Origin of the sequence: Asticcacaulis sp. MM231 (genome assembly GCF_964186625.1) — a bacterium.
In the GTDB taxonomy this organism is placed as follows: Bacteria; Pseudomonadota; Alphaproteobacteria; order Caulobacterales; family Caulobacteraceae; genus Asticcacaulis.
In genome coordinates, this window is the sequence record NZ_OZ075110.1 from 265,441 (window position 1) to 278,800 (window position 13,360).

Annotated in this window: 12 protein-coding genes and 1 pseudogene; 7 read left to right on the forward strand and 6 right to left on the reverse strand. The window is 57.2% G+C overall.

The genetic code is table 11. From position 1 onward, the window contains the following. Positions 1-101: 101 nt before the first annotated feature. The 3 genes and pseudogenes from ABQ278_RS20365 to ABQ278_RS20375 form a co-directional block, all read right to left on the reverse strand. Entirely contained in the window at positions 102-551 is a 450-nt protein-coding gene (locus tag ABQ278_RS20365) for a PIN domain-containing protein (protein ID WP_349323058.1), read from the reverse strand. A 123-nt stretch (positions 552-674) separates the two neighbouring features. Further along, positions 675-1,139: a helix-turn-helix domain-containing protein gene (locus ABQ278_RS20370; protein WP_349322851.1), complete on the reverse strand. Its 465-nt coding sequence runs from the start codon at positions 1,137-1,139 to the stop codon at positions 675-677. Between the two features lie 154 nt (positions 1,140-1,293). Continuing rightward, positions 1,294-1,812, reverse strand: a pseudogene (locus tag ABQ278_RS20375) (site-specific integrase); the annotation flags it as partial. A 169-nt stretch (positions 1,813-1,981) separates the two neighbouring features. On the opposite strand from ABQ278_RS20375, the gene ABQ278_RS20380 reads away from it, so the two are divergent. After that, on the forward strand, positions 1,982-2,593 hold the full coding sequence (locus ABQ278_RS20380; protein ID WP_349322852.1) for a hypothetical protein: 612 nt from the start codon (positions 1,982-1,984) through the stop codon (positions 2,591-2,593). 173 nt (positions 2,594-2,766) lie between these two features. Here ABQ278_RS20380 and ABQ278_RS20385 read toward each other — a convergent pair whose 3' ends face one another. The 3 genes from ABQ278_RS20385 to ABQ278_RS20395 form a co-directional block, all read right to left on the reverse strand. Further along, a complete protein-coding gene (locus ABQ278_RS20385) occupies positions 2,767-3,468 on the reverse strand; it encodes a sugar transferase (protein WP_349322853.1) in 702 nt (233 codons plus the stop codon). 504 nt (positions 3,469-3,972) lie between these two features. Next, a complete protein-coding gene (locus ABQ278_RS20390; RefSeq protein WP_349322854.1) occupies positions 3,973-5,262 on the reverse strand; it encodes a hypothetical protein in 1,290 nt (429 codons plus the stop codon). Between the two features lie 83 nt (positions 5,263-5,345). Continuing rightward, entirely contained in the window at positions 5,346-5,627 is a 282-nt protein-coding gene (locus ABQ278_RS20395; protein ID WP_349322855.1) for a hypothetical protein, read from the reverse strand. Positions 5,628-6,034: 407 nt separating this feature from the next. Here ABQ278_RS20395 and ABQ278_RS20400 point away from each other — a divergent pair, with 407 nt between their 5' ends. The 6 genes from ABQ278_RS20400 (at position 6,035) to ABQ278_RS20425 (ending at position 13,347) form a co-directional block, all read left to right on the forward strand. After that, the gene (locus ABQ278_RS20400) at positions 6,035-7,117 is read left to right on the forward strand and encodes a glycosyltransferase (RefSeq protein WP_349322856.1); all 1,083 of its coding nucleotides are present in this window, start codon (positions 6,035-6,037) and stop codon (positions 7,115-7,117) included. Positions 7,118-7,193: 76 nt separating this feature from the next. Continuing rightward, positions 7,194-8,645, forward strand: coding sequence for an oligosaccharide flippase family protein (locus tag ABQ278_RS20405; RefSeq protein WP_349322857.1), 1,452 nt, complete (start codon positions 7,194-7,196; stop codon positions 8,643-8,645). After that, complete coding sequence (locus ABQ278_RS20410) at positions 8,642-9,517, forward strand: glycosyltransferase (protein WP_349322858.1); 876 nt, start codon at positions 8,642-8,644, stop codon at positions 9,515-9,517. Before ABQ278_RS20405 ends, ABQ278_RS20410 begins: the two co-directional genes overlap by 4 nt. Positions 9,518-9,643: 126 nt before the next feature. Then, complete coding sequence (locus ABQ278_RS20415) at positions 9,644-10,747, forward strand: acyltransferase (RefSeq protein WP_349322859.1); 1,104 nt, start codon at positions 9,644-9,646, stop codon at positions 10,745-10,747. Further along, positions 10,744-11,823, forward strand: coding sequence for a glycosyltransferase family 1 protein (locus tag ABQ278_RS20420; RefSeq protein ID WP_349322860.1), 1,080 nt, complete (start codon positions 10,744-10,746; stop codon positions 11,821-11,823). The genes ABQ278_RS20415 and ABQ278_RS20420 overlap by 4 nt, the downstream gene beginning before the upstream one ends. Before the next feature lie 57 nt (positions 11,824-11,880). Further along, positions 11,881-13,347, forward strand: a complete 1,467-nt coding sequence (locus tag ABQ278_RS20425) for a hypothetical protein (RefSeq protein WP_349322861.1) — start codon at positions 11,881-11,883, stop codon at positions 13,345-13,347. Positions 13,348-13,360: the final 13 nt, after the last annotated feature.

Genomic DNA, 13,360 nt, shown 5'->3' on the forward strand with positions numbered 1-13,360 from the left:
TTAATTTCGTTTTTACGTCCTTCAGGGGACTGAAAGTGCTTTCGGTGCGCCCTTAATAGTCAGTAGCGTTTAGATTGGGACTGGGGACACTGCGGGATTTGTTACAAGAGGTCCTTATATTCCGACAAAAAGTCGGCAGTCTCTGACATTCCCAGTGTTTCGATTTTCAAGATTAAGCCTTCGGCGGTTATCTCGGGGTTATTGAACCTTTCTCGCATGATCCGCAAAGCTGCTACTGCTTCGGGCCCAGCCAGGTCGAGAATGTCTGCAACAAACTGATCTAAAGTTAGGATTTCGATATCGTGGAGCGCCAACTCACCATCAGGAAAATCCTTGACGTTTTCGGTAACGATCACTTCCGCCTTTGCTTTAATAGCTGCCGCCAGGACATGACAATCTTCCGGGTCTGGCAGGTTTAAGCTGTCTTCGATGGTTTTCAATCCGGTGACAATAGCTTCCGGAAAAGCCGCCTCAATGCGATCACGTTGTCGCTTCGCATTTTCCGCGCTCTCAGTACCATCCGCGCAATATCTCTCAAATTCATCGAGTATACGAGACGACCAGTAGGGCCGAAAGAATCCGGCCTCCTACCAAGGAGAGGATGATATTGCGCGTCAGGGCACCAGCGAGCACATTGGCATCAACGACAATTGAAAACGGATCCGCTCTTTCGCTCATAGATATCCGTTCTCTGAATCTTCGCGCGCCATCTCGGATAGGATGCGCGCACGTTCAGAGTCACGCTTCTCCTTATAAGCAAAGAGATCTTCTGCTTTTATCCGGCGATGGCGACCTGTTTTTGTAAAATTAATCTCGTCGCTTTCGAGCAATTTGACGAGATAGGGCCGCGAGACATTGAGCATGTCGGCGGCCTGCTGTGTGGTCAGTTCGGCATTAACCGGCATAATGCTGAAGCTTTTTCCACTGGAGATCAAACGTGAAATATCGAGGAACGTCTGAGCCAACAAAGGTGACAGAGTCACTTCCGCTATCTGACCTTTCTCCAGGGCCAGCTTCATTGAAACCGGCGTGTCTTCGGACATCAATTCGGCAAGAATTTGGCGCAGTTGATTGGCTCGCTCACGGTCGATTTCCGTAGGCATCCGATCAGCGAAATTTTCAGCGTGCAGTGCAGCCATGATCAATTCCCACATTTCTTTGTCTTGTCATTTTCCCTCATATAGTCTCTATGAGGACAAGTCGCAATATTCGAAATATTCGAAACGAATTAAGATTTTGTAATTGACGTCGGGTGTCAGCCGTTTGCGGCGCCTAATTAATTCTGGTACGTGGTCACTCGGGAAACGCGCTCTCAGGTAATTGTACTAAACGAAGGTTGTCGAGATAATCAGACCACCATTGTGCCATGCGTACTCGTTCATCCCAAGGCCGCCCCCCGGTGGTAAATTGCCCTGACGGTGTCACTGCCTTGGTGTGCAAGCGCGCGTTCGATTGCGTCGGCAGACCAAAGGCCAGCCTCGTTCAACAACGTGCTAGCCGTGCTTCGGAAGCCATGGGAGGTCATTTCGCCGGAACCAAACCCCATTCGGCGTAAAGCGGCATTCAACGTGTTTGGGCGATTGGCTTTTGCCAATCGCTCACCGCTGGAAATACGAACTTGCTTCTGCTTCGATATTTCTCTGCCTCGGCCAAGATTTACAACACTTGGGTAGACAGTGGGACGGCGTGGTCGTCCCTCATTTTCATCTTTGGCCCAGGAATTCGCCAAACGGCCTTCTTCAGATCGAATTCATCCCATTCCGCGTGTCGTAGCTCTCCAGGTCTTACAAAAACATGAGGGAGCCCCCGCATGTGTCCGTTGGCACCCAGGGACGTCCCCGGCTTGATGTAAGGGATCTGGGTTTCGTTATCCCAGGCCATGGCGTGGGCGCATCCGGATCACACCCACGCGCTGATGGGTCATTTTTTCTTGATCACGGATGACAAAGTTATGGTAAAGGCCCCGAAATGGGGGACTGATATGAAACTGCGTGTATTTTCGAAGACCTGGGGCCGGCTATCTCTCGGTATGGCCGCCCTGCTTTCCATCGTGATCGCCGCGCCCGCCTGGAGCGGAAACTTTGCCCCCCTGAAAGCGCTGTTCGTTTTTGGCGCTTTCACGGCCTGGGTCATGGCCGAGCTTGCCTCTGATTCAGACACAAAGGCGCCCAACCCCAATGACGTTGTCCTGTTCGGGCAAGTCAACGACCTGTTCAATCACCGCGCCTTGCAGTTCCTGAGGGAGCATGAATTCGGCGGTGCCTTCAGTGATAGGGACGTCTTGTTCTGTTACACCTTCGACTCCACCTGGATCGGGGCGATCTACGCCTTTCAGGACAAGAGTCTCAACACGCAACTCATGAAATGTAAGGCTGCGTGCTCAGACTTCATTGAATTTATAGAGGTCAATACGTTTTACACGTCAGCCGGTTTGCGGTCGGCAAGGCATGACACGCTGTCCATGACGGACGAACGGGGACGCACCCTGTTTGAGAAGCGCCGCAAAAAGTTAAATGAGCTGAGCAGCGCGTTATACGCACAGATTGACGCCCTGCAATACGAGGCGCGTCGCAAAGGCCTCACCCCTGAATAATCCGCGCAAGCGGGCTCATCCTGTCAAAGGGTAGCCCCTCCGTAAGACCTCAGGTCGCCGTAAGATCAGGCGTGAGCGAGGGGCTGGACGCCCCCACTCGACGGCATCAAAGTGCCAGAATGGTCATTGGGGACCAAGCAAGAGAGGAAGCGTCCGTGGCCCCAAAGCCCCCCCTAATAGGAGCCGCGCTGGAAGAGGACGGCCGGAACGGTGGCAAACAGGATCATCAGGTACAGACGCAAGGAGCGCTTGCGCGCAAACATTCGGTCCATGGCCACCCGGCGATTATAGGTGACGTCATTGCGACCCATAACTTGCCACAGCCCGGTGATGCCCGGCAACACGGACGCATAGTGCCGGAACGAAGAACCGTATTTGACGACCTCCGCACGAATGATCGGACGCGGCCCGACAAGGCTCATTTCCCCACGCAACACATTGATCAGTTGAGGGAATTCGTCAACGCTGGTCTTGCGCAGGAACTTGCCCAGGGGCGTGATGCGCGGGTCATTGCGCAGCTTATGATCCGCACGCCACTCCGCGAGGGCGACCGGATCAGATTGCAGGATTTTCCGCAGGATATCGTCAGACTTTACGTACATGCTGCGAAATTTGAGGCAATTGAATTCTTTGCCATTCAGACCGATGCGACCATGACTGAAGAAGATCGGTCCGTCATCCTGCACCTTCACAAGAACCGCAACCACGACAAAGACGGGCAAGAGAAAAAGGATAGCCATCAGGCTAATAACGACGTCAAGGATCCGGATCAAGATATTCTGCTTGTAGTTCTTAAGGGGGTTAGATGGCTTGTCGCGGTCTCGACCGGCAAGTTCACGGCTCATCTCAGGTGTAAAAACGGAAAGGGACTTCATGAACTTGCCTCTAAATGAAACATAAGTGCGCTTGTTTCCCATCCATCGCAAATATCGTTCCACGCACATCTGGCATGGCGACACTTATCGTTTAACGCGTATACGGCCGGCTCGTCGTCAAGCCAACAGCGTATATCAGGCCAAATCCACAGCGGGGCCCCAAAAGGCCCCATTCCCGCCGGAAAGGTTTAATGGCTTGAATTTACAACACAACCTTTAAAAATACCCTAGTAAGCGCCGCGATAATTTTAGCGTAGACCTGCCATCCTATTAACCTTTTTAACCGCGGCGTCCAGAAAAACTACGTGCCTTATCCGCGTCCCCTCCAAAAATTCGCACACGGTGTGTCTTCAACACGTCACAAAAAATCCATATTGCGAAAACCTGAACGCGGAGGAATGCATCATCTTACCAGGTAAGGGGTTTTGCCCATAGGGCGGGCGCTGCAGGGGCCATCCTTGACCTCGTTTTTCAGGTTAAGGGCCGCCCGTCCCCGGCCGTCCGTTAAGGCATGAGCTCGAGAAGGACGGGGTGATCGGGCACGGGGATAACAAGTTCGCCCTTATCCATCACGGCATCGGTGGGCGCTTCTGACAGCAGGGGATCATAAAGGCGTGCTGACGTCACGCCTGCAGGTAAGGTCACCCGCACTGGGGTCACCTTTGTCGCCTTGGGCGTCTTCTCGACGTGGTCCCAAAACACCTGCTCGCTCCACAAGGCGACCAGGTAGCGTCGATCGGCTTTCTGCAGGACCACGATGTGGGCCTTCTCAGGCAGGCCTGACAGTTTCAGATCGAGGGGCTGGGTGACGAAAGATCTGGCATCGGGACGGGCGTCGGCCAGAAGGGTGGTTAAGTTGTGCAAGGCGACAGCGCTTATCTTCTTGCGATATTGGACGTCATAAAGCCCGAAGTGCCATTCCCGGTCAGCGTTGTTCGGGTCAGGCTTCTCATCAAAAAGTTGATAGAGATAGGTGCGGGCAAAGCCATTCTCAATCCCGGAAAAAATCCCGCTGAGAATACCCTTGGCCTGTCCGGCCTCATCGACGCCCACCACCAGCCATCCCCTCTCAGGCATGGAGGCATAGCCAAATTCTGTCACCACCATCGGCAACTTACTGGCGCTGGCCAGGTCTTTCATGCCGCGAAACCAGCCGTCGGGCGGATATCCGTTTTGCGGATAAAGGTGGGCATTGCCGTAATCGGCGCGGCCGGCCAGCGAGGTCGGTAAAGGCATGACGCCGGTCAGGTCATAGACCGGAATGTCCTTCAAAACCTCATGCGATCGCACGATCGAGAACAGTTGTTTTTGCGCCGCGACCGCAGCGCCGGGACCTGTTTCGCCGCCAAACGTGACCGGCGCATGATCGACCTCATTGAAGCCTTCGATCGCCGAGATCTTGCCCGGCCTGCCCTTGGCCAGGTCGATCACCGGCAGGATAGACTTTACCAGATCGACCTTGCCGCCTGGCACGACAAAATCGATGTTCAGGCCCGCCCGCATCAATTGGTCATAATACCCAAGGGGCGCCGCCCCGGAAAGCCAGGGCATCGGCGTGAGTTCGCGGATATGATCAACGCCGACATAATCGAGCGCCCGCAAAACCGCCGGAAAGTCCGCATAGGTGGTGTCGAGGTAGTTCACATGGGTGTTGATGCCGATGGTCGCGCGCGCGTCTTCGCTGCGCATGGCGGGATAGACCTCGGCCTTTACCTGTACCGCCTGGCAAGCCAACAGGGCGGCGAAAACGACGCTAAGCGCCCGTGCCTTAAGCAAAGAGAGGGGGTTAAGCATGGAAGACGCTCCTGTACATACCTATACAGTAGCACCCTTAAAGCCTTGATACGACGACAATAAGGCCCTGACCCAGAGCCCGCTTAGAGCGCGCTGACCAGACCGATGATCGCCGCCCAGCACGCAGCGCTGAAAGCCACAGCCCCGATAACCGTGACAACGAACGGAATTTTCTTTGAATTAAACTCAATGCTCTGGCTGGCCGAGTAGGCGCGTTCGATCTCGGTCTGGAAATCGTGAACGGGCGAGCCTTGACCCGTGTGCGAAAGGGCGTCCGCAACGGAAACTTTTCTGGCTGATTTCGGCGCACCCGTCGAGACAGGCGACGCATGAGGCAGCTTCAATTTTGTGGCGCGTAAGGACATGGGACAACTCCGTTCGAAACTCAACCTACCAAACTAGAGTTAAATGCAAGTTTCCAATCTAGGTTAATTTAGTGTTATATTTCACGAAGTGACCAAATTTCTCGTATTTGTTAACTATATTAAACATTTGAACCAAAATGAGACACGTGTACTTAAACATATAACAAAACATATTAAGGTTGCTTAATAGATGGAACGGCGACCCCTGTGGCAGGACAATCGCGCACCTGGCGTCATTTGCGCACCTGCGAAAAGAAATCTTGCTATGTGTCCGCATGTTCCTTAGCAGCAAGAGACTTGCCGGGCGAAGGCCAGGTGCCGTTGTTATGGCCAAGGGCGGACCCCTCCCCCGCCACGGCCGCCGACGCAGGTTATGTACCCCTAAGACGTGAGATGGACACCCTTTTATGAAAGTCGCTTTAGTTCACTACTGGCTGGTAGGCATGCGCGGCGGGGAGAAGGTCCTCGAGGCCTTCTGCGACCTCTATCCCGACGCCGACATCTTCGCCCTCGTCGCCGACGTCGATAAATTATCGCCCAAGATCAGGCGACATAAGATCACCACCTCGTTCCTGCAGAAACTGGGCGGGGTCAAATATTATCAAAAAATGCTGCCGCTCATGCCGATGGCGCTCGAGTTGTTCGACCTGACCGGGTACGACCTGGTCATATCCTCTGAAGCGGGGCCGGCCAAAGGCGTGATTACGCGTCCGGATGCGGTGCATGTCTGTTACTGCCACTCGCCCATGCGTTATATCTGGGACCTCTATCCGCAATATTACGCCAATGCCGGCACGCTGACCCGGCTGGCCATGTCGCTCACCTCGCCCGGCTTACGCACCTGGGATGTGACGACGGCGGCGCGCGTCGACCATTTTATCGCCAATTCCGCCTATATCGCCAAGCGCATAAAAAAGTTCTACCGGCGCGACTCGGTTGTGATCAACCCACCGGTCGATATCGCAAGATTTGAGGCGAGCCCGTCGCCCGGTGACTACTATATCTGCGCCGGTCAGATCACCCCCTATAAGAAGATCGACATCGCGGTGGAGGCCTTTACGCGGCTCAACAAGAAACTGGTCGTCATCGGATCGGGCGCAACCGACGCACTTCGCAAAGCGGCCGGCCCAAGCGTGACCTTCCTGGGCGCTGTCGACGATGCCACCATGGCGCACCACTTCGCCAACTGCCGCGCGCTGATCTTCCCGGGCGTTGAAGATTTTGGCATCGTGCCGCTCGAAGTTCTGGCCTGCGGCCGCCCCGTCATTGCCTTCGCCCGCGGCGGCGCGCTGGAGACTGTCATCGACGGCGAAACCGGCATCCTGTTCCACGAGCAAACGAGTGAAGCCTTGATGGAAGCCGTCGTGAAGATGGATGCGCAGCATCAGACCTTCAGCCCCGTTGATCTGCGCTGTTTTGCCATGGGCTTTGACAGATCGGTTTTTGTTGAAAAACTGAGGCAGTTTATGGAAAAAGTAACCTTAAGCTAGTCTTTGTATGACACTATGATACGCGCTAAGCGCCGCAAGAGAGATAACTCACCCTACACCTACGGAATCTGTTTCTATGGCAAGCGTCCGGCGTCTCGCCGCCAATATCTTTACGACCTGGTTCGCCAATATCTTTAAGGTCGCTACGCAACTGGTGATGTTGCCGCTTATGGCGCGTCTGTTGGGACCAGCGGATATGGGCCTGTACGCGCTGGCCCTGCCGATCCTGACCTTCGTATCGCTCCTCTCCGACGGCGGACTGGGGGATTCCCTGGCGCGCGAAAAAGAAATGGATCACCGCGTCTGGTCGAGCGCCTTCTGGGGTCTGCTTGGGTCTGGCATCCTGTTGTCCGGCTTCGTGTTTGGCGCCTCCTTCGTCATTGGCGCCTTTGCGGGGCAACCCAAGCTGCCGATGATCATGCTGCCGCTGGCCAGCACGCTTCTGATGGTGGCGGCGACCGTCATTCCCAGCGCCCTGATGCTGCGCGCCGGACGTTCGGGCTTCGGGTCGCTGGGCGACCTGATTGGCTATGTGATCGGCGCAGGCCTCGCCATTGTGATGGCCTTTAACGGCTTTGGTGTCTGGTCGATGGTGGCGCAGTATTTTACCACCTTCTTCATCCGGATGGTGATGTTCAATATCTTTTCCCCCTTTCGCCCCAAGCTACGCTTTGACTTTAAGGCCCTGATCGATCACTGGGGCATCGGCGGGTCGATCCTTGGCGGACGCCTGGCCGATCTCGCCGGCCGCACCATGGAAAATACCCTGGCGTCGAGAAGTCTGGGCGCGGCCCTCCTTGGCAACTATTCCTACGCCAATCAAATCCCCCGCTTCCTGTCCGAGGCCGTCAGCAACCCGATCTGGCACAATCTCTATTATCTCAGCTTCAGCGGCGACAAAGAGGCCATACCGTCTCACTATGTGCGCCACAGCCGGATGATTTCGCTGATCGTCTTTCCGGCCGCCATCATGCTGGCCGTCGCCCTGCCTGACGTCGTCCCCCTGCTGCTGGGCCCGCAATGGACCTCCACCATCTATCCGATGACCCTGCTTCTGGTAACCTACCCCTTCGTCACCCTGGCGGCGCAGACCGGTGCCGTTCTCTATGCCAAGGGCATTGCCCGCCCGCCCCTGATCGCCTCGATCCTGATGGCCGTGGCCCGGGTCGCCGTCCTGGCCTGCCTGCCCTGGATCGGCATGCATGGCGTGGCCTGGGGCCTGGCGGTGATCAATATCGTGTATTGGCTGGGCCTGACACTCTATTGCCAGCCCATCATCGGCAACACCTTCTCCGCTATGCTCCTGGCGATCGCCGGTCCCATTGGATGCGCCGCGCTCGCCGGCGCCGCACTTTATGTCATGTTGCATGGAAAGGCCGGTATCGCGTGGCTCTTGGGTTGCGGTTTTGCGGCGGGTCTGGTCTATATCGGCGCCCTGTTCACCCTGGACCGCAAGCGCGTCCTGATGGATGTGGCGGTCATAAAAACCATGGTGTCCAAACGTCGCCCGGTTGAGGAGCTAGGATGAAAATCGCCATCGCTATAGCGACCGCCGGACGGCGCGCGGGCTTGTCGGACACCTTGGGCTATCTGCGCCAGCAGACCCGCATGGCCGACAGTCTGTACCTGTGCCCCGCGGCAAGCACCGATCTCGACCTCGACGCCCTGACCGATTATCCCTGCCCCTCCAAGGTCGTTCAGGGTGAGCGCGGTCTGCCGGCGCAACGCAACGCCATCCTGCGCGCCTTGGGCGACGAGGACATTGTTGTCTTTTTCGACGATGACTACCTGCCTGAGCCCGGCTTCCTGGCCGAGCTCGAAACCTTGTTCGCCCGTCACCCGGATCTGGTGATCGCCACCGGTCACGTCCTCGCCGACGGCGCGCAGGGGCCGGGCATACTCTACGATGACGCGGTCAGGCTGATTCAGGCCCTGCCGCCGCTGACGACGGATCGTTTGGAAACCACCTTTGGCGGCTACGGCTGCAATATGGCGGTCCGCGTCTGCGTCATGCGCGAGGCCAGGGTTGAGTTCGATGAACGCCTGCCGCTCTACGCCTGGTGGGAAGATATCGATTTTTCCCGCCGGCTGGCGCCGTTTGGCCAGATCAAACAAAGTTTTCGTCTGCGCGGCGTTCACCTCGGCTCGAAGACGGGCCGCTCACCGGGCAAACGCCTGGGCTACAGCCAGGTGGCCAATCTCCTCTATATGGTCAAGAAGGGCAGTATCCCGCGGGGCGTGGCCTATGGTCAGATATCAAAGCACCTGGTCGCCAACCTGGTCAAATCCCTCCGCCCGGAGCCCTGGGTCGACCGCCCCGGACGTGTCGCCGGTAATTTTCTCGCCCTCACAGACGCCCTGCGCGGCGTGGTCGATCCGGGCAAGATCCTAAAATTATAGTTTCTGGCCTGATTTTAAAACGAAATTTCAACCTGATGGCCTCATAGTCCCTATGAGGAGTGGTAATCATGACAAACACCGAGACAAGCGCGACACACACAACAGGGCCCCGGCCAGGCCGGCGCCATGACTGAGCTGCCCGCGAAACGACAGCATTTTCTGGCGCTCGACCTGTTGCGCGGCATCGCGGCGCTTGCGGTGATTTTCCTGCACTGGCTGGAAGGCAACGGCAACCCCTGGTTCCACAACTCGCATCTGGCGGTCGATTTCTTCTTCATCCTGAGCGGCTTTGTCATGGCCTATTCCTATACGGATCGCCTCAAGGCCGGGTTGGGCCTGGGGCGTTTCCTGATCCTGCGCCTGATCCGGCTCTATCCCTTGATCATCATCGGCATTCTTCTGGGATTCGTGCGCTTTGCCCTGAAAACCATGGCCACCCACGACCCCTCCATGCCCATGTCCTGGCTCGTGGTAAAAATGGTCCAGAACCTGTTCATGATCCCCAACTTCCAGGACGGGCTCAGCGCCGACATGTTCATTCTGAACCTGGCCCTGTGGTCCCTCTTCTTTGAATTCCTGGCCTACATCCTGTTTGGCCTGTTCATGTACCGCAGCAGCCTCGTCGTGCTCCTGGCCATTGCGATCGTCGGCGGTATCGGCGTCTGGGGCTGGATGGTCCAGGAGTTTGGACCGGTCAAGGCCACCCTGCCCTGGCTGGAATTTGAAAAGCTGGGCTATGTCTCAGGGTTCTCCCGGGTCATGTTGTCGTTTACCATGGGGCTTCTGACGTTTGAGGTGTTTAAACGCATGCCGCGCACCCTGAAGGTCAACGGCTGGATCTACGCCGCCGTCCTGTTTGTATTCCTGAGCCTGCCCGTGGGCGCCCTGCCCGTCAATCTCGTCTTCCTCATTCTGGTCCTGGGCTTCCCGGCCCTGATCGTCCTGGCCGCCATGGCCTATATACCGGACAGGGGCCAGAAGCTGGCCACCTTGTTCGGTGACCTGTCCTATCCGCTCTATGTGGTCCACACACCGATCCTGTGGACGCTGTCCGGTCTGTTCAAGATCCTCCACCTCAACGTCCCTTTCAGCGAAATAGGCTATGGTGTGGTGATCCTGCCTTGCGCCATCCTGGCAAGTTACCTCGCCTTCAAGTTCTACGATGAGCCGGTCCGCGCCTATCTGACCAAACTCTATAAACAGGCCAACCCTCAGGTCGCCAAAACATGACGCGCAAGATCATCTTTAATGGCAAGTTTCTCATGGCACCGCCCACCGGGGTCCACCGAGTTGCAGAGGAACTGATCTGCGCGCTGGACGACCTGTCCGCCGAGGATCCCAGCATCCGTGAGCGCTTCGATTTCGAAGTCTTCGCGCCGCGTAAACTGCACCATGTCCTTAGCCTGAAGACCATAGGCTTCACCCAGGGCGGTATCTTCAGCTGGATTCCCTGGGAGCAGTTCGACTTGCCGCGGTACGCCCCCAGGGCAACACGCGTAAGCCTGTGCAATCTGGGCCCCGCCGTCAGCCGTAACGCCGTGACCATGGTCCACGACGCGCAGGTCTACCTGTCGCCGGCCTCCTACTCCAAGCCCTTCCGGATCTGGTACAAGTTTATCCAGCCCCTTATCGGCCGGCGCCACAAGACCATCCTCACCGTATCGCACTATTCCAAAGAGCAACTCGTAACCTACGGCGTGGCGCCCGCCGATAAGATCCACGTCATCCATAATGGCGTCGATCATATCCTGCGCACGACGTCCGACCCGGCGGCGCCCGGCCGGCTCGGTTTGTCCCCGCGCGGCTATGTCCTGTCGCTCGCCAATGCCCAGGCGCACAAGAACATCAAGGTCCTGCTGCGCGCCTTCGCCGACCCGCGCCTTTCCAGCCTTCACCTCGTCCTGTTTGGCGCCGCCTCACGCAGCGATCTGGAAGCCCTGATCGATGGTCCCTTGCCGGACAATGTCCGGCTCGTCGGCAAGATTAGCGATCCGGAGTTGCGCGGCCTCTACGAACAGGCCCTGTGCCTGGCGTTTCCGTCCACAACCGAAGGCTTTGGCCTGCCGCCGCTCGAGGCCATGCTGCTGGGCTGCCCGGCCATCGTGGCGCCCTGTGGGTCCCTGCCCGAAGTTTGCGGCGACGCAACAATTTACGCCGATCCGGACGATCCCGCGGATTGGGTGGTGAAAATCAAAAATCTTTGTGATAACGAGGAGGCATGGATGAGCTTGCGTAAAAAAGCTCAGGTGCATGCCGGGCAGTTCACCTGGAAACGCGCCGCTCAGAACTTGCTTCAACTCTTGTAATCCGTTTGGACATCGTCACAGATGGTTTTGATCCGGATTGTGAATCGATAAGGCCAAATGATGCTGAATATCCCCTCCTTACTGTGTCTGGCCTTTCTTGGATTTGCCCTGTTCAAACCGACCAAGTGGCTTCTGATCGCCGCCTTTGCCCTGCCGGCCTTTGGCTCGCTCGCCATCCTGCCGCCGGCCCTGACCGGAGGCATCAGTCTTTTGGTTGGCGCAGCCGCCTTCATGTTCCTTCTGGCCAAGGTCATGATGACGCCCGGCGGGTTTTCAGGCGTCGTGCGCAACGCCATGACGCTCAAATATATGGGACTGCTCACCCTGTTCACGATCGTGGCGGTCATCGGCGCCTTTACCCTGCCGAAGATCTTCATCGGGGACGTCTACGTCATTCCCTTGCGTCCCTCCGGCCGTTTCCTGATCGCCGAGCCCTTGCAACCCACCAGCGGTAACCTGACGCAAAGCGCCTACCTCGTCATTTCGTTCCTGACAGCGGCCGTCTTCGCCCACCTGACAAAAACGAAGGATTTCGCCAGGGATTTCAGCTGGGCGATCATCGCCGGTGGCGCAGTTACCGCCGCCACAGGCCTGATGGACCTCGTCACCAGCATGGTCGGCATGGGCGATATGCTCGACATCTTCCGCAACGCCTCCTATGCCTTTATGACCGAGGGGGAAATCTCCGGGGTCCGCCGCGTCGTCGGCCTGATGCCCGAAGCCTCGGCCTTCGGAACCGTCGCCGTCACCAATTTTGCCCTCCTTCTGTTTGGCCGTAACCTGTTCTCGCAGGAGATGCGCAACAAGGTGGTAATGCCCCTTGCCCTTCTGTGCGGCGCGCTCGCCGGGCTCTCCACCTCATCGACGGCCTATGTCGCCCTGATGGTCGTGGTCGCGGTCTATTTCTGGACCAATTTCCGCCGCCTCAACATCGGCACGACCGAGGAGAAGCGCCAGGCTCTGGGGGAGTTCACGGCGCTCGCCGGCTTTGCCCTCCTGGGCCTCATCCTGATCCTGTCGTTTGAAGAAACGCGCAACACGCTCTTCAGTCTCGTCGACACCATGATCCTCAAAAAAACGCAATCGGCCTCCTTTACGGAACGATCGTCGTGGAACGAATGGGCGATGAACGCGTTTTATGGCACCTACGGCATGGGCGTCGGCGTCGGCGGCGTGCGGACATCGGACTTCTTCATCAACATTCTGGCCTCGACCGGGGTGATCGGCGCCTTCTTCTTCGGTTGCTTCCTGATCAAGATCGTCTTCGCCAAGACGCGGATGGCCGATCCTCAACTGCTGGAACTTATTCGCACCAGTAAGCTGACCCTCATCCCGATCCTGGTGATGCAGTTGTTGGTCGGCACCATTCCCGATTATGGCGTTGTGACCGGGGCCCTGTTTGGCGTCATCATCGGCGCGGCCTATGCGGTCAAACGCAAGCCCGCGCCTCAACCCGCCAGCCCACCTGCGAGCCCGACCAGGGTGCGCCGTTCCCCAAAGACTGAGCCAATCCCGAAGGCCTGATCTCCGTCGGGGA